Source organism: Alteraurantiacibacter palmitatis (assembly GCF_037154115.1).
GTDB classification, from domain to species: Bacteria; Pseudomonadota; Alphaproteobacteria; order Sphingomonadales; family Sphingomonadaceae; genus Alteraurantiacibacter; species Alteraurantiacibacter palmitatis.
Genome location: NZ_JBANRO010000001.1, coordinates 288,257 through 304,007, shown reverse-complemented (window position 1 = coordinate 304,007; position 15,751 = coordinate 288,257). Strand labels below are relative to the sequence as shown.

Annotated in this window: 14 protein-coding genes; 8 read left to right on the top strand and 6 right to left on the bottom strand. The window is 66.3% G+C overall.

Annotated elements, in window-relative coordinates; genetic code table 11:
* Positions 1-21: 21 nt before the first annotated feature.
* Both WFP44_RS01250 and WFP44_RS01245 read right to left on the bottom strand, forming a co-directional pair.
* Complete coding sequence (locus WFP44_RS01250; RefSeq protein WP_336924518.1) at positions 22-720, bottom strand: response regulator transcription factor; 699 nt, start codon at positions 718-720, stop codon at positions 22-24.
* Complete coding sequence (locus tag WFP44_RS01245; protein ID WP_336924517.1) at positions 717-1,988, bottom strand: sensor histidine kinase; 1,272 nt, start codon at positions 1,986-1,988, stop codon at positions 717-719. The genes WFP44_RS01250 and WFP44_RS01245 overlap by 4 nt, the downstream gene beginning before the upstream one ends.
* A 232-nt stretch (positions 1,989-2,220) precedes the next feature.
* Between WFP44_RS01245 and WFP44_RS01240 the strand changes: the two genes are divergently transcribed.
* Positions 2,221-2,757: a hypothetical protein gene (locus WFP44_RS01240; protein WP_336924516.1), complete on the top strand. Its 537-nt coding sequence runs from the start codon at positions 2,221-2,223 to the stop codon at positions 2,755-2,757.
* Positions 2,758-2,914: 157 nt separating this feature from the next.
* Positions 2,915-3,607: an OmpW/AlkL family protein gene (locus WFP44_RS01235; protein WP_336924515.1), complete on the top strand. Its 693-nt coding sequence runs from the start codon at positions 2,915-2,917 to the stop codon at positions 3,605-3,607.
* Positions 3,608-3,669: 62 nt separating this feature from the next.
* Here the strand turns inward: WFP44_RS01235 and WFP44_RS01230 are convergent, their stop codons facing one another.
* The 4 genes from WFP44_RS01230 to WFP44_RS01215 form a co-directional block, all read right to left on the bottom strand.
* Positions 3,670-4,710, bottom strand: a complete 1,041-nt coding sequence (locus tag WFP44_RS01230; protein WP_336924514.1) for an ABC transporter ATP-binding protein — start codon at positions 4,708-4,710, stop codon at positions 3,670-3,672.
* A gap of 11 nt (positions 4,711-4,721) precedes the next feature.
* A complete protein-coding gene (locus tag WFP44_RS01225) occupies positions 4,722-6,257 on the bottom strand; it encodes an ABC transporter permease (RefSeq protein WP_336924513.1) in 1,536 nt (511 codons plus the stop codon).
* Positions 6,258-6,316: 59 nt separating this feature from the next.
* Positions 6,317-7,360: an extracellular solute-binding protein gene (locus WFP44_RS01220; protein WP_336924512.1), complete on the bottom strand. Its 1,044-nt coding sequence runs from the start codon at positions 7,358-7,360 to the stop codon at positions 6,317-6,319.
* Between the two features lie 148 nt (positions 7,361-7,508).
* Complete coding sequence (locus WFP44_RS01215) at positions 7,509-9,389, bottom strand: TonB-dependent receptor domain-containing protein (RefSeq protein ID WP_336924511.1); 1,881 nt, start codon at positions 9,387-9,389, stop codon at positions 7,509-7,511.
* Between the two features lie 471 nt (positions 9,390-9,860).
* On the opposite strand from WFP44_RS01215, the gene WFP44_RS01210 reads away from it, so the two are divergent.
* The 6 genes from WFP44_RS01210 to WFP44_RS01185 are packed head-to-tail and all read left to right on the top strand — an operon-like array spanning position 9,861 to position 15,733.
* Positions 9,861-12,710, top strand: a complete 2,850-nt coding sequence (locus WFP44_RS01210; protein ID WP_336924510.1) for a monovalent cation/H+ antiporter subunit A — start codon at positions 9,861-9,863, stop codon at positions 12,708-12,710.
* Positions 12,707-13,075, top strand: coding sequence for a Na+/H+ antiporter subunit C (locus WFP44_RS01205; RefSeq protein WP_336924509.1), 369 nt, complete (start codon positions 12,707-12,709; stop codon positions 13,073-13,075). The genes WFP44_RS01210 and WFP44_RS01205 overlap by 4 nt, the downstream gene beginning before the upstream one ends.
* Entirely contained in the window at positions 13,075-14,598 is a 1,524-nt protein-coding gene (locus WFP44_RS01200; RefSeq protein WP_336924508.1) for a monovalent cation/H+ antiporter subunit D, read from the top strand. Before WFP44_RS01205 ends, WFP44_RS01200 begins: the two co-directional genes overlap by 1 nt.
* Complete coding sequence (locus WFP44_RS01195; protein ID WP_336924507.1) at positions 14,595-15,086, top strand: Na+/H+ antiporter subunit E; 492 nt, start codon at positions 14,595-14,597, stop codon at positions 15,084-15,086. Before WFP44_RS01200 ends, WFP44_RS01195 begins: the two co-directional genes overlap by 4 nt.
* Entirely contained in the window at positions 15,083-15,352 is a 270-nt protein-coding gene (locus WFP44_RS01190; protein WP_336924506.1) for a K+/H+ antiporter subunit F, read from the top strand. The genes WFP44_RS01195 and WFP44_RS01190 overlap by 4 nt, the downstream gene beginning before the upstream one ends.
* Positions 15,353-15,358: 6 nt before the next feature.
* Positions 15,359-15,733 (top strand): Na+/H+ antiporter subunit G, encoded by a 375-nt coding sequence (locus WFP44_RS01185; protein ID WP_336924505.1) that lies wholly within the window; start codon positions 15,359-15,361, stop codon positions 15,731-15,733.
* Positions 15,734-15,751: the final 18 nt, after the last annotated feature.

The following is a 15,751-nucleotide window of genomic DNA, read 5'->3' as shown; positions in this document are numbered from 1 at the left end:
CCGGACGGGCCGACAAGCGCGTCACTCCGCAAACCCGCTGCGGGTGGCGACAACGGCGGCTTGAGTCCGGTCGCTCACCCCCAGCTTGGAGATGATGCGTTCGACATGGGCCTTCACCGTTGCCGGGCTGATCGTCAGGCTGCGGGCGATTTCCTTGTTGGTCTGCCCCAGCGCCACCAGATCGAGCACCTCGCGTTCGCGCTGGGTCAGGCTGCCCAGCGCCTCTGCCTGCCGGCGGTGACGGGCGGCAGCGGCCGTGTCCTCAGCGCCGCCATCCATGGCCGAGGCGATGAGGTCGAGCGGGATGGCCCCTTGCCCCGCCAGCACCTGCGCCACGGCGGTGCGCAATTCGGCAATGCCGGTATCCTTCAGCACATAGCCCGATGCGCCCGCGACCAGCGCCTCGCGCACATAGCCGGGCATATCGTGCAATGTCAGCATCAGCACGCGCACCGGCAGACCCAGCGCGGTGATGCGGCGCGTGGCTTCCAGCCCGTCGATCCCCGGCCCCAGCCGCAGATCCATCAGCACCACATCGGGCACCAGCCGCTCGGCCAGTTCCACCGCTTCCTCGCCCGTGCCGACATCGGCCACCACGTCAAACCCGCCCGCGCTGAGCACCGCGCGCAGGCCCTCACGCGCCAGCGGGTGATCGTCCACGATGAGGATGCGCGGCAGAGTGGCGGCATCGTCCTGTTCCAACGCGGATACGGTCATCATGCGGATTCTCCTGATGCGTTTTCCTGGGGCACGTGCGGTTCGGGAAGGATGGACAGCCGGTGGCGCGGGAGCGTCGCCAGCACCTCCACCCCGCCGCCGGGCAGGAAGCGCCAGGACAGGCTGCCCCCGATGGCGGCCATCCGCTCGCGCATCACCTCGATGCCGATGTGTTCACCTGGCGCGGCGGACGGATCAGCCGGATTGCGCCCCGTAGCCCCTGCTTCACCGCCCTGCCCGCCAGTGCCGTGATCGCGCACCAGCAATCGCCATTCGGCGTCCTGCTCCCCTGCCATCAGCGCGACCTTGACCCGGCACGGGCCGCCGGCGTGCTTGCGGATGTTCGAGATGGCTTCCTGCGCCACGCGGAAAAAGGCGGTTTCCAGATTGGGGGGCCAGCGCGGCGCGCCCTCGGCAATGTCCTGCTCCACGGCAAAGCCTTCGCTTTTCAGCCCCGCAGCCAGGGCGCGCAGGGCGGCGGGCAGGCCCAGATCGTCAAGGATGGTGGGGCGCAGGCCGCCGATGACCTCGCGCAGCTCGCTCACCAGTTCACGGGCAATGCCAGCCAGCCTGCCGGGCGCAGCAGGATCGCCTTCCAGCATACGGAACAGCGCGGTGGCCTTTTGCGCCACCCCGTCATGCAATTCGTGCGAGACGCGGCGCCGCTCCTCCTCTTGCGCAAAGAAGATGCGGCCCACCAGATATTCCAGCCGTCTTTCGCGTTCCTGCAACTGCTCCAGCAATTGCGAACGCTCCGCCTCGCGGCGGCTGCGGTCGATCGCCGCGCCGAACAGCTGCAGCAGCATCTGCACCGCTTCGCGGTCTTCTGCATCGCGGATCGTGTCGGGCGAGGTGAAACCCGGTATAACGAGCCAGGCCAGCGCCACTCCGCCCAAGCCCGGCGCGAGGACGGGAATTGCGGCGGTTTCTTCCCCATCGGGCAAGGCAAGCGATATTTGCCCGCCGCCGCAGCCCAGAAAATGGGCCAGCCGCCGCGCGCACGTGTCCAGCGCGGCCTGAAACGCCTCCTCCCCGGCATCAACCCCAGCCTGCGCCAGATCACGCCCGGTTTCTGATAGCAGGCGCAGCCGTGCCGCCCGCGCCTCTGCCGCGCGGTAGAGGTCGCGCAGCTCGGCCACGGTTTCGATCTGGCCGGGCAACAGGACAGGCACGGCCCCGGCACCGGCACCGGAACCGGCAACGGCACCGGATGATGCGGCATCGGAAATGCGAGCCTGGTTGGCGGCAAGAGGTTTGGCAGGTGGGGCCATGCGCGCACTCTAACCCGTCAGGCGCAAAGCGCATAGGCCATCCAGCCTAGGCCCGTCAGCGCGCCACGCGGCGGATGGGAAGCGCCGCGTGCTGCCCATATTTTGGCGGCACAGGCAGGGCAGACCGCGCCCTGCCGATCCCCTGCAATTGCTAGGGGATGAGAGTTTGATCACGAAAGGGTTTGCAATGCTGTCTCGCCGTTTTCGCTCCGCCCTTGCCGCTGTGGCCCTGATGGGCGGCAGCCTGGCCATCGGCACCCCTGCCTTTGCCCAGAGCGCGCACCACACCGCAGTCTACGCTCCGATCACCGTCGCCGAAGTGGAAGCCGCGCAGCAGGCGTGGGGGCAGGCGCTGGTCGCCATCGCCACCGAATATGACACCAACGGCCATGCCGCCGCGACCCGCCTTGCCGAGCAGGTGCTCGACAGCGCCTATGCCTATAAGATGGGCCCGGTGCTGTTCAAGCCGACGCTGACCGTGGCACCGCAGACCTTCCGCACCACGCGTGACGGGGCGCTGGCCTATTTCGTGGGGGGCAATTCGGCCTATCCCGACACCGGCTTCGCGCTGAAGGGCTGGCGCAGCTTCCGCATCGAGAATGCCAGCATCGTGATCACCGGCAACACGGCGATTTCGATGGGCAATGTTCACATCTTCGACGCCAACGGGAACGAAACCGTTGTGGACAAGACCTGGGGCTATGTCCGCGATGGCGAGGGCAATCTGCGCATCGTGCTGCACCACTCCTCGCTGCCCTATTCGGGTTAAGCCGGCACACTCACAGCCTTGGCACGGCTGACCGGGCCCCTTCCCCCACCCCCTCCCCAGGGTTCGGTCAGCCGGCCACTACGCCGCCCGCCATGCCTTCCTCTCCCCCTGTGGGAGAAGGGGCATGGCGGGAGGTCAACTCCAAGGAGTCCCCCCAATGACTGCACTTTGTTTCCGCGCCCTTGGCGGCGCTGCCCTTCCGCTCGCCCTCGCTACGCTGACGCTTGCCGCCCCGGCACAGGCGCAGGATGCGGGCACCATCCAGTTCAAGGCGATGGGCACCGCCGTGCTGCCCGATGGCAAGATCACCCGCGTCGACACCGACACTATCGGCCTGCCCGCCCTGTCGCAGACCCGCGCGACCGACAGCCTGATCCCGACCGTGGCGGTGGAATATTTCCTGTCGCCCAATTTCTCGATCGAAACGATCTGCTGCATCACCCCGCACGATGTGCGCGGCACCGGCGGCCTGAACGGCGCGCGGCTGATCGAGAATGCCATCATCCTGCCCGCCACCGTCACCGCCAAGCTGCACCTTGATCTGGGCGGCGGGTTCAAGCCCTATGTCGGCGCAGGCCCGACGCATTTCTTCATCTTCTCCGAAGGCGTGGGCGCAGATGCCGCCGCACTGGGCGCGACCGATGTGAACCTGTCTGATGATCTGGGTTTTGCGCTTCAGGCCGGCTTTGATGTGCCGCTGAACGACAGCGGCCTCGGCCTCAGCGTCGATGCCAAGCGCTATTTCGTGGACACCACCGCCACCTTCCGCGCGGGCAATGCCGTGGCGCTGCAAAGCCGCCACAAGCTGGATCCGTGGGTCATCAGCGCAGGCGTCGCCTTCAGCTTCTGATCGCAGAACGCTCCATCTCTCAGGCCCCTTCCGCGCCTCAGCGGGAGGGGCCTTGGTTCTTTTCAGGTCAGCGGAACGATCCGCCCTGCCCCGGATCGCAAATGCAGACGCACCGCCTGCCCTTGCGCAAGCGGCGCGCCGGGCAAGGGAACCGCAATCTCGCCCAGATCGCAGGCGACAATGGCCGTTCGCGCTGCGCCCACCCGCCGAAGCGTAGTTACCTGTCCGTCAATGCCGGGATGGATCGAGTTGACGACCGCCAGCAGATCGTCCGGGCGCAGCACCAATTGCGCCGGGCCATCGGGCAGGTCGGGCGCGGCTACCCGGCCGAACGGCGTTTGCGCCCCGCCGCCAGCCACCACCACATCAATGCCCATGGCATCGCCCAGCAGCCGGGCAGCGACCAGCGACACCGGGTTGTCATAGCAATCGCCCGGCGCCCCGCTTTGCAGGATGCGCCCCTCGGCCATCAGGATGAGCTGATCGGCGATCAGCATCGCTTCGTCCGGATCATGCGTGACGATCAACACGCTGGTGCCTACGGCGCGCAGATCGGCAATCAGCGACTGGCGCACCTGCGCGCGCAAATGCCCGTCGAGGCTGGAAAACGGCTCGTCCAGCAGCAGCAGGAAAGGCTCGCGAGCCAGCGCCCGCGCAATCGCCACGCGCTGCTGTTCACCGCCCGAAAGCGTGTGCGGGAACTTGTCGGCCAGATGCCCCACCTGAAACCGGGCCAGCAACGCCTCGACCGTCTGCCGGCGCACCGCTGCGGGCTGGTTGCGGATGCCGAAGGCCACATTGTCGCGCACCGACAGGTGCGGAAACAGCGCATTGTCCTGAAACACCAGGCCGATGCCGCGCTGTTCGGGCGGGACGCTGGCGCCAGCACTCGCCACCGTCTCGCCGTGAACGCGGATCTCGCCTTCGTCCACCGGCTCCAGCCCCGCGATCAGCCGCAGGATCGTGCTCTTGCCGCAGCCCGACGGGCCAAGCAGGCAGGCAATCCGGCCCTCTGCCAGATCAAGGCTGGCCTGCTGCACCACGTCGCGCAGGCCATAGCGGCGGGTCACACCGCGCAGGCAAAGGATGGGATGATCGTCCATGTCCGCGCGCTCTAATGGCCGGGGCGCGCCTGCGCAATTCGCCGTGTCAGCCAGATTACCGTGGGCAGCGAAACGGCCAGGATCATCAGCGATGGCGGCCCCGCCTGCGGCAGGCGCTCGTCGCTGGCATAATGGTGCGCCAACACGGCCAGCGTATCGAAATTGAACGGCCGCAGGATCAGCGTGGCGGGCAGTTCCTTCAGGATGTCGATAAACACGATCAGCCCGGCGGTCAGCAACGTGCCGCGCACGATCGGCAAGTCCACCGCCACGGCGGCCTGCACTTCGGTGCGGCCCAGCGTGCGCGCCGCCTGCATCATCGAAGGCGATACCCGCGCCAGCCCGGCATCGATCGGCTCCAGCGCGGCGGCCATCAACCGCGCGGCATAGGCCAGCAGCAGCAGCGCGATGGCAATCGCCACGCCCGATCCCTGCACCACCGACCAGACAAAGCCCGCCGGCGCCAGCAGGCCGATCGCCATCACCGCGCCGGGCGTGGCATAGCCAAGGCTGGCCAGACGCGCGGCCACCGGCAGGCGGCGGGTGCCCAGCGCCAGCAATGTTGCCAGCAGCACCGTCAGCGCCGCGCCGCCGCCCGCCAGCAACAGGCTGTGGCGCAACGCCTGCGTCAGCCGCGCCCAATCGGGCGACAGGCCGAACATATTCCACACCAGCCAGCCCACCGGCAGCAGCAGACCCGCCGTCAGCAACAGGCCGCAGAACAGGCTGGCGCTCCAGCCGCGCCAGCCGGGGAGTCTCTGCCGTTCGATCGCGCGCCAGCGCGCGCGGGCTCCATCATGGCTGCGCCCCTTGCGCGCCGAACGCTCCAGCCACAGCAGCAGCGCCGCCGCCGCCAGCAGCGGCAGGGCAAAGCGCGCCGCGCTGACAGTGGAGCCATAGACCGTCCAGGCGCGCACGATACCCGTGGTGAGAGTCTGCACCGAAAGGAAGCGCACCGCGCCGAAATCCGCCAGCACCTCCATCATCGCCAGCGCCACACCTGCCGCCAATGCCGGCCGCGCCATCGGCAAGGCCACGCGCCGCAGCGCCTGCCAGCCATTGCAGCCCAGCATGGCGGCGGCTTCCAGCGCGGCGGCAGACTGGTTCAGAAACGCCGCGCGCATGGCGAGAAAGACGTAAGGATAAAACGCCAGCGTCAGGATGAACGCTGCCCCGCTAATGCTGCGGATGGTGGAAAAGGGCATATCGAAGCCCAGTTCCGCCCGCATATAGATCCGCAGCGGCCCCGCCACGTCGAGCAGGTCGGCATAGGAATAGGCCATGGCAAAGGCGGGCACGGCCAGCGGCAGCGCCAGCGCCCAGGCGAAGAAGCTCCGGCCCGGAAAGGCGTGCATCGCCACCAGCCACGCGGCCAGCGTGCCGATCACTGCCGTGGCGCATCCCACCAGCAGCGCCAGCCAGGCCGATGTCAGCGCGTAGCGCGTCAGATCACGCGCTGCGATATCCGCCGTGCCGCTGCCGCCCAATGCGGCCAGCACAACGCCTGCCAGCGGCAACAGGACGATGAACGCGGCAAGGGCTGCCATCCCCGCCAGCGGGGATGGCAGCCTCAGGCCTTGTGTAGGAACAAGAGAAGGTGAAGCGATCAGCGCCAGCCGCCTGCGCTCATCAGCGATTGCGCCTGCGGTTGGCGTGCCGCAAAGGCTGCCACCGACATCGGATTGGCGGTGAAGTTCGCATAGGCATCAACCGGCGCAGGAGCAGGCACATCGGGCGATGCCGGGAACTCGTTGTTGTTCGCCGCGATATACGTCTGCGATTCCGGCGATGCCAGGAATTCGAGGAAACGGATCGCGTTGTCGCGGTTGGGCGCGTTTGCTGCTACGCCGCCGCCCGAAATGTTCACATGGGCGCCCTCGCCATTGAGGCTGGGGAAACCGAGCGAGACCTTCTGCGTTACTTCGCGGTCGGCCGCGTCATCGCTGTTTGCCATGCGGATGTAGTAGTAGCTGTTGGTCAGCGCCACTTCACACACGCCGGCCGCCACCGCGCGGATCTGGTCGCGGTCGCCGCCTTCGGGCGGGCGAGCCATGTTGGCAACAACGCCGCGCACCCATTCGCCCGCGCGCTCTTCGCCCCAGGCTTCGATCAGCGCACCCACCAGCGAGAGGTTATAAACGCTGTCGGACGAACGCACGCACAGCTTGCCGCGGAAACGCGGGCTGGCAAGGTCGGCGTAATCGTCGATCTCGTCCGGCTGCACCTTGGCCGGATCATAGGCGACCACGCGAGCGCGGCGCACGAATCCGTACCACAGGCCGCTGGGCTCGCGCAGATTGGCGGGGATGCGGCTGTTCAGCGTTTCGGACGTCACCGGCTGGAAAAGCCCGGCCTGCTGCGCGCGCCACAGCGCGCCGGCATCGGCGGCCACGAACAGGTCGGCCGGGCTGTTGGCGCCTTCGCTGGTCATACGGGCCACCAGTTCATCCGGGCTGCCCTCGATCACATTGACGGTAATGCCGGTCTCCTGCTTGAACCGGTCATACAGCGCCTGATCGCTGTCGTAATGGCGCGCGGTATAAAGGTTCAGCACCCCGCCTTCCTGCGCTGCCTGATCACCCGTGCCCGAACACCCCGCCAGCGTGGCAAGGCCCGCCAGCACCACCCCCATCATCCCGAAACGCGCCATTGCTATTCCTCCTCGCAGGGCCTGCCCGCCATGCCGCCAACCGGCCAGCCGGAGTCGCCCTTGGCGCTTTCAAAAGCAGGGCTCGTTTCGCATTGCAAGCGATTTGTTGCGAATGGTTATCAAAAGCAACAGCGCGCAGGGAGCGCGGCTACAGGTCCAGCCGCAATTCGGCCAGAACGCGGCGGTTGTGGGTGTAGAGCAGCGACCCATTGCCCGACACGCGCCAGCTGTAATTGTCGAACAGATTGGCCACCTGCACGCGCAAGAGCGCGCGCGAATGGGCCAGCGCAAAACGGTAGCGCATCCCGACATCGACCGTGGCCGATGGCGGCACGGCCAGCGTGTTGCGGGCATTGGCGATCCGCCCCGACAGGCTTTCCACGCTCAGATCGAACGACAGCGCGCTTGCGCCGCCATCGGGCCGCCAGTCGAAATTGACGCTGCTGCGTCGTCTGATGCTGCCGATCGGGCGCGGGCCGATCGTGCCGTCCTCCACCAGCTCTCCGCTGACCGAGGCATCGAGCAGCACCGTGCCTGCCACCACCGAAAGGCCGGGCAGCGGATGGCCCGACAGCGAGAACTCCGCCCCCCGGTTCCTGAGCGAACCCAATTCGCGGTACAGCAGCGCATCATCGACATTGAAATAGGGCTTGGTGATGGTGAACACCCCCGCCACCAGCGTCATGCCCGGCAGCACGGCATAACGCAGGCCGAAATCAGCCTGGTTGGTGCGGATCGCGGGTGGTGCTTCACCACGATTGCTGGCATTGGCGGGCGCGGCGGGAATCTCCTCGAAGCCGCGCACATATCCGCCGTAAAGGGTCAGACCTTCAAGCGGCGTGACATTCGCGGTCAGGCTGCCGGTCACCGGCTCGTCCTGCGTGGTGGCAGGGGCCGAAGCTGATGCGAGATCAATCGTCTTGCTGTAACGCGAGGCGGACAGTGCCATATCCACCGCGAACAGGCCGGGGCGCGTCACCGAATAACCGACGCCGAAGGTTGTCTGCGCGCTGCGATCGGCATCGTCAGGGCCAAAGGCAAACACCGGCTGCGGTTTCAGATCCTGAAATTGCAGCGTGCTTTCCCCCAGCGACACGCGCTGCGCCCCGCCGAACACGCGGTTGCCGCGCTTGCCGCGCAGGCTGACGGTCAGGCGGTGGGCAAGGCTGGCCGTGCCGAATACGCGCGCGGCACGCAATTCGCCCGAACTCAGCCGGTCGTGATTGTCGGCATCTATCACCATCACCCGGTCGGGCGTGGTGCCATCGGGCCGGGTGGCGGTGAAGATGTCGGTGAAGTTGAAATCCACCTGCCGCTCCGCCCGGAACAGGCCCGCCTCGAACAGCCAGTTCCCCTGCGGCAGCCGCGCCACCAGCCCGCCCACGGACTGGTTGCTGTCGCGCTTTGACCATTCCTGCCCGATCGTTTGGCGACGGGTGATGCGCGGGGGCAGGTAATCGCCGCCCAGGAACACGGTCGGCGCGGCCTCGTCGTCATACAGGCGGGTGTAACCCCAGAAGCCGGTCAGCGCCGCGCCCTCATAGGGCCGCCAGGTGAGGCCGCCTGTCAGGATATGCGATTTGAACGTGCCGCCTTCGTGCCGGTTCTGCCGCCGGATCGCCCCGCCCGCATAGCCGGTGACATCATCGGCCAGCGCCACGCGCGCATCCAGATTGCCCACCAGCGATCCGTATTGCGCTCGCTCCAGCGACAGGGTGACCAGTTCGCCCGGTTCGGCGGCGGTCAGATCGTAATCGACAATCCCGGTCGGCGCGGGGAAGGGATAGCCCTGTGCGGTCAGCCCCACGCGCACCCGGTTGCCCAATATCAGGCGGCCGGGCGGTGTTTCGATAGGCGCGAAATACAGCCCCTCGATTCGCGTATTGCCCGCATCAACAGGGGAAAAGCCGCGCACTTCGAAGGCGGAATAGATGCCGATCCGTTCATTGCCCACTGATTGACCAAAGGCATCGCTCGCATCGGCAATGGCATTGGCATCAACACCTTGCGCCGCAGCAGGCAGCGACATCAGGGCTGCGCCACCTGCGAAAGTCAGGAGGGGAACAGGCTGGCGCAACTTTCGGCTCATGGCTGGGGCACATTTCCACATAGATGGTTTCAAGGGCTGAGTGGCCGAGGCCTGTGTTGCTGCGATGCAGCACGAAGCATTTTCTGGCAACCCCGTCCAAGGGCGCATCTCGCCAGAAGGCCGCGCCTCCTGCCGCTTTCCAGCCTAGGCCGGGAAGCCTAAAGCGGGCGTATTCCCTTTGACACCAATGCCCCAATCATTCAGGCAGAACCAACGCCCGAACACTCCGAAACAGAGCCAGGACACCATGTCGCCCCGACCCTGTTACCCATATGCAGCCTCGCAAGAGCGCGGATTCGAAATCCGGGAACCTTCTGTCAAAATGGCGCGTTCACCATCGGCTGGACGAGCATGGCATAGGCGCGATTGTGTCCGGTTGCAGCGCCGCGGCCTGCCTGGGGGAGCTGACCTTTGGACCTGATCCTGATTTCGCTGCTCCCGTTTCTGGGATCGCTGGCGGTTGCGCTGGCCGCGCGCGCGCCGCGCGCGGCGCACGCCGCCATTGCCGGCAGCTTCAGCCTCGCCGCGCTGCTGCTGGTGCTGGCAAAGGCGCCCGCCGTGCTGGCCGGACAGGAGATTTCGGCCCGGTTTGAATGGGTTCCCGCCATCGGGCTGAATGTCAGCTATTTCCTCGATCCGCTGGGGCTGATGTTTGCCGGGCTGATCCTGGGCATCGGGCTGCTAATCATCATCTATGCCGCCTTCTATCTCGCGGCGGCCGATTCTTCGGCGCGGTTCCTCAGCTTCCTGATGCTGTTTCAGGGCGCGATGCTGGGCATCGTGATGTCGGACAATATCCTGCTGCTGCTGGTGTTCTGGGAATTGACCAGCCTGTCCTCCTTCCTGCTGATCGGCTTCTGGCGGCACCTGCCCGAAGGACGGCAGGGCGCGCGCATGGCGCTGGCGGTTACCGGCGGCGGCGGTCTTGCGCTGATTGCGGGCATGCTGGTGCTGGGCAATATTGCCGGTTCGTTTGAACTGACCGAAATTCTGGCATCGGGCGAAGTTATTCAGGCATCGCCGCTGTATCCGGTGGCGCTGCTGCTGATCCTGATCGGCTGTTTCACCAAATCGGCGCAGTTCCCGTTCCACTTCTGGTTGCCGCAGGCCATGGCCGCGCCCACCCCTGTCAGCGCCTATCTGCACAGCGCCACCATGGTGAAGGCCGGTGTGTTCCTGCTGGCGCGGCTGTGGCCCGTTCTGGCGGGCACCGAATTGTGGTTCTACCTTGTCGCCACCACCGGCCTTGTCACCATGCTGGTGGGCGCAGGCATCGCGCTGTTCAAGACCGATCTGAAAGCGCTGCTTGCCTATTCCACGGTCAGCCATCTGGGGCTGCTGACCATGCTGCTGGGCTTTGGCACGCCGATGGCCGCGATGGTGGCGGTGTTCCACATCCTCAACCACGCCACGTTCAAGGCGGCCTTGTTCATGAATGCAGGGATCGTCGATCACGAGGTGGGCACGCGCGACACACGGCGGCTGGGCGGGCTGCTGCATCTGATGCCGATTGCCGCCACGCTGGGCATTGTCGCGGCGCTGTCAATGGCGGGAATCCCGCCGCTGAACGGCTTCCTGTCGAAAGAGATGATGCTGGAGCAGGCGGCGCAAACCGGGTGGGCGGGCAGCGCGTGGCTGGTGCCGGTGCTGGTCACGCTGGCGGCGCTGCTTTCTGCCGCCTATTCGTTCCGCTATATCGTCCATGTCTATTTTGGCCCGCGCCGCACCGATTATCCCAAATCCCCGCACGATCCGGGCGTGGGCCTGTGGGGGCCGCCTGCCTTGCTGGTGGCGCTGGTTGTCCTGATCGGCCTGTTCCCGCAGACGCTGGCGGGGCCGCTGGTGCAGGCGGTTTCAGGCGCAGTGATCGGGGCAGAGCCGCCCGCCTACAAGCTGGCGCTGTGGCACGGCTTCAACGCCGCCCTGTTGATGAGCGTGCTGGCCGTGGCGGGCGGCGCGCTGGTGCTGTGGCGCTTTGGCCTTGCGGAACGCATCTGGCAGCGCCTTCCCGTGCCCGTGGCAAAGGATATGTTCGAACGCTTCATTGCCGCGCTGGTGCAGTTCTGCCGCTGGATCAGCGATGGTATCAATAACGGCTCGCTGCAACGCACGCTGTTCGTCTTCTTCCTCGCCACGCTGGCGCTGGGGATCGAGGGGATGAGCGGGGGCAGCCACGCAGCCGGCACGCGCGACACACTGCCCGCCTCGCCCGTGACAGTGATCGCCTGGCTGGCGCTGATTGCCGGGGTGGTGGCGGTGGTCGTATCGGAACGCAAGCGCTTCCTGGCGCTGATCTATATCAGCGTGGTGGGGCTGATCGTATCGCTGGGCTTTGTCTATCTCTCGGCGCCCGATCTGGCACTGACGCAGATTTCGGTCGAGGTGGTGACCATCCTGCTGCTGCTGCTTGCGCTCAACCTGCTGCCCAAGATGCCCGTGCCCACCGGCACCAGCGTGCGCCGGGTGCGCGACGGGTTGCTGGCGATCGGCGCGGGCGGCGGGGTGGGCTGGCTGGCCTATGCCGTGATGACCCGCGCGCCGAATGACCCGATTTCGGCTTTCCACTGGGCGCAATCAAAGCCCGGCGGCGGCGGCACCAATGTCGTCAATGTGACGCTGGTGGATTTTCGCGGGTTCGACACCTTTGGCGAGATCATCGTGCTGGGGATCGCGGCGCTGGGGATTTACGCGCTGCTCCAAACCGCCACGCGCGGCGCATCGGGCGCACGCCTGCTCGCCTGGATACCCGACATCGTCCGCTCGCCCGAACGGCACCCGATGATGCTGGTGGTGGCCAGCCGCCTGATCCTGCCGATCGCCATTGTGGTGGCGCTGCATATCTTCCTGCGCGGGCACAATTTGCCCGGCGGCGGCTTCATCGCCGGGCTGGTGTTTGCCATTGCCATGCTGATCCAGTTCATGGCGTCGGGCTTTGAATGGGCGGAGGAACGCCGCCGCACCGAACGCCACGCGCTGATTGCCTTCGGCGTTCTGATTGCGGCGGCCACGGGCCTTGGCTCGCTGGCCTTTGGCGGGCCGTTCCTGACCAGTGCGTTCGACTATTTCCACTTCCCCGTGGTGGGCGAAGTCGAACTGGCAACCGCGCTGCTGTTCGACATCGGCGTGGCGCTGACGGTGGTGGGCGCGGTGCTGCTGGCGCTGGGGCAGCTGTCCAATATCGCCCAGCGCGCCGAGAAGCTGGAGACGACGAAGGAAGCCATGGACATTGATCCCACGCGCGAACCGGAGGCACAGCCATGAGCGTCGAATTTCTGGTCGCCAGCGCGATTGGCGTGATGACGGCTGCGGGCATTTACCTTGCGCTGCGCGGCCGGACATTCTCGGTCGTGCTGGGCCTTGCCATGCTGTCCTATGCGATCAACGCCTTCCTGTTTTCGATGGGACGGCTGGTGATCGATCAGCCGCCGATCTGGTCTGCCGATGCGGCCACCTATACCGATCCCTTGCCGCAGGCACTGGTGCTGACCGCCATCGTCATCGCGTTCGGGATGACGGCGCTGGTCGTTGTGCTCGCCCTGCGCGCCTATCTCGAAACCGGCACCGATCATGTCGATGGGCTGCCCGATGACGGGGGACAGCACCCCGATGCCGGGGACGAGGTGTGATGAACCTGATCCTTGCTCCCATCCTGCTGCCGGCGGTCATCGGCGCGTTTCTGCTGCTGCGCACCCCGCGCCTGACGCGGCTGGGCCGCTATGTGTCGCTGGGCGCGATGCTGGTGCAGCTTGGCATCGCGGTCGCCCTGTTCGCCCTTGCCGCCGACGGCACGATCCGCACCTATGCGCTGGGCGATTGGGTGGCCCCCTTCGGTATCGTATTGGTGCTCGAGCGCTTGTCGGCGCTGATGGTGCTGGTCACCAATATCCTTGCCGCAGCGGTCATGCTGCACGCCGTGCTGACTGATCTCGACCGGCGCGGCTGGCATTTCCACCCGCTGTTCCAGTTCCAGTTGCTGGGCCTGAGCGGCGCGTTCCTGACGGGCGACCTGTTCAACCTGTTCGTGTTCTTCGAAATCCTGCTGATCGCATCCTACGGCCTGATGCTGCACGGACAGGGGTCGGAACGGTTGCAGGCGGGCGTGCAGTATGTCGTCGTCAATCTGGTGGGATCGACCGTGTTTCTGGTGGCGGTGGGCCTTCTTTATGGCGTCACCGGCACGCTCAATATGGCCGATATGGCAGTGCGCATCGCCAATGCCCCGGCGCAGGATCAGGCGCTGCTGCGCACCGGCGCGCAGGTGCTTATCGCGGTCTTCGCGCTCAAGGCCGCGCTGCTGCCGCTGCATCTGTGGCTGCCGCGCGCCTATGCCAACACCTCGGCCCCGGTCGCTGCACTGTTCGCTATCCTGACCAAGGTGGGCGTCTATTCGATCCTGCGCACGACCACGCTGATGTTCGGAGAGGATGCGGGCGCAGCAGCGTGGGCACCGGCTGGCTGGATGCTGCCTGCCGCGCTTGTCAGCCTGACGATCGGCTTTGTCGGGCTGGTTGCGGCACGGCGGCTGCGCGGTCTCGCGGCCTTTGCGGTGATCGGTTCGACCGGGACGCTGCTGGCCTCCATGGCGCTTTTCACGCCCGCTTCGGTCGCGGCGGCGATCTACTATCTGCCCCATTCCACCTTTGCCAGCGCGATGCTGTTTCTGGTGGCGGACTGTGTCGCGCGGGCGCGCGGGCCGCTGGATGACCGGCTGGAGGCAGGCGCGCGCTTTGCGGGCATGGGGCAGATATCGCTGCTGTTCCTGCTGACGGCGGTTGCGCTGGTCGGCCTGCCGCCGCTGGCGGGCTTTATTGGCAAGCTGATGATCCTTTCCGCCACGGCTGAGGCAGACGCCGCGCCGTGGATCTGGTCGGCCATCCTTGGCACCACCTTCCTCGCGATGATCGGCTTTGCCCGCGCAGGCAGCGCATTGTTCTGGAAGAGCGCGGGGGAGCCGCAGAGCAACCCCACCGCAGGCAAGGCCGCCACGCTTCCCGCATGGGGCATCTTCGCTGTGCTGGTGGCGCTGGCCGCCCTTGCCGGCCCTGCCACCCGCTTTGCCGAAGCGACCGCCCAGCAGCTTTTCGCCCGCGAAGCCTATATCGGCGCCGTGCTGCAACCGGAACTGCCCCAGGGGAGTGACCGCCCATGATCGCACGGCTTTTCCCGCATCCCGGCCTCAGCGCCATGCTGGCAATTGTCTGGGTGCTGCTGGCGAACACCATTTCGCCCGGCACCATCGTGATGGCCTGCGCGGTGGGCGTGCTGGTGCCGCTGTTCACCTCCCCCTACTGGAGCGGCAAGCCGCGCCTCAAATGGAGCTGGGCCATGGTGGATTATGTTCTGGTGGTGATCTGGGACATTTTCGTCGCCAATTTCCATGTCGCCTGGCTGATCCTGTTCCGGCGCAACCGGGATCTGCGCTCGTGCTGGCTGGTGATCCCGCTCGATGTCCGGCAACCCGAGGCGATCACCGTGCTGGCGGGCACGATCAGCCTGACGCCCGGCACGGTGTCGTCCGATGTGTCCACCGACGGGCGGATGCTGCTGGTCCACGCGCTGGACGTGGAAAACCGCGAGGAGGAAGTCGCGCGGATCAAATCGCGTTACGAAGCGCGCCTGATGAGGATTTTCGCATGATCGCCATCGCCATCTTCGCCGGCTTTGCCATGATCTCGCTGGCCATCCTGCTCACCGTGTGGCGCCTGTTCGCCGGCCCCACGCGCGGCGACCGTATCCTGGCGCTGGACACCATGGTCATCAACGCCATCGCGCTGATCGTGCTGTTCGGCATCTACGAGGGGACCGCGTTCTATTTCGAAGCCGCGCTGCTCTTGGCGATGGTGGGGTTTGTCGGCACGGTGGCCTATGCCAAGTTCCTGCTGCGCGGCGATATTGTGGAGTAACCGGGGATGGAACTGCTTGCCGAAATCGTCATCTCGCTCATGATCGTGATGAGCGGCGTTTTCGCGCTGGTCGGATCGTGGGGGCTGGTGCGCCTGCCCTCGCTGATGACGCGGCTGCACGGCCCGACCAAGGCAACCACGCTGGGCGTGGGCGGGATCCTGATCGCCTCGATGATCTACTTTCCCGTGTTCGTAGGGCATTTTTCAGCGCATGAACTGCTGATCACGCTGTTCCTGTTCATCGCCGCGCCGATCACCGCGAACATGATCGCCAAGGCGCATCTGCACCGACAGGGCGCGGGGATCGATCCCAACCCGGCAGACGATATCCGCGAAAACCTGCCCGAACCGGACAAGTGGGCGACCTTCAACAAGCCCTGATGCGGGCAAACCGCCGGT

Excerpts from the sequence above, each read along its gene's own strand:
- WFP44_RS01250 (WP_336924518.1), bottom strand. The coding sequence starts at position 720 with ATGATGACCGTATCCGCGTTGGAACAGGACGATGCCGCCACTCTGCCG.
- WFP44_RS01245 (WP_336924517.1), bottom strand. The coding sequence starts at position 1,988 with ATGGCCCCACCTGCCAAACCTCTTGCCGCCAACCAGGCTCGCATTTCC.
- WFP44_RS01240 (WP_336924516.1), top strand. The coding sequence starts at position 2,221 with ATGGGCGGCAGCCTGGCCATCGGCACCCCTGCCTTTGCCCAGAGCGCG.
- WFP44_RS01235 (WP_336924515.1), top strand. The coding sequence starts at position 2,915 with ATGACTGCACTTTGTTTCCGCGCCCTTGGCGGCGCTGCCCTTCCGCTC.
- WFP44_RS01230 (WP_336924514.1), bottom strand. The coding sequence starts at position 4,710 with ATGGACGATCATCCCATCCTTTGCCTGCGCGGTGTGACCCGCCGCTAT.
- WFP44_RS01225 (WP_336924513.1), bottom strand. The coding sequence starts at position 6,257 with ATGGCAGCCCTTGCCGCGTTCATCGTCCTGTTGCCGCTGGCAGGCGTT.
- WFP44_RS01220 (WP_336924512.1), bottom strand. The coding sequence starts at position 7,360 with ATGGCGCGTTTCGGGATGATGGGGGTGGTGCTGGCGGGCCTTGCCACG.
- WFP44_RS01215 (WP_336924511.1), bottom strand. The coding sequence starts at position 9,389 with ATGTCGCTGCCTGCTGCGGCGCAAGGTGTTGATGCCAATGCCATTGCC.
- WFP44_RS01205 (WP_336924509.1), top strand. The coding sequence starts at position 12,707 with ATGAGCGTCGAATTTCTGGTCGCCAGCGCGATTGGCGTGATGACGGCT.
- WFP44_RS01200 (WP_336924508.1), top strand. The coding sequence starts at position 13,075 with ATGAACCTGATCCTTGCTCCCATCCTGCTGCCGGCGGTCATCGGCGCG.
- WFP44_RS01195 (WP_336924507.1), top strand. The coding sequence starts at position 14,595 with ATGATCGCACGGCTTTTCCCGCATCCCGGCCTCAGCGCCATGCTGGCA.
- WFP44_RS01190 (WP_336924506.1), top strand. The coding sequence starts at position 15,083 with ATGATCGCCATCGCCATCTTCGCCGGCTTTGCCATGATCTCGCTGGCC.
- WFP44_RS01185 (WP_336924505.1), top strand. The coding sequence starts at position 15,359 with ATGGAACTGCTTGCCGAAATCGTCATCTCGCTCATGATCGTGATGAGC.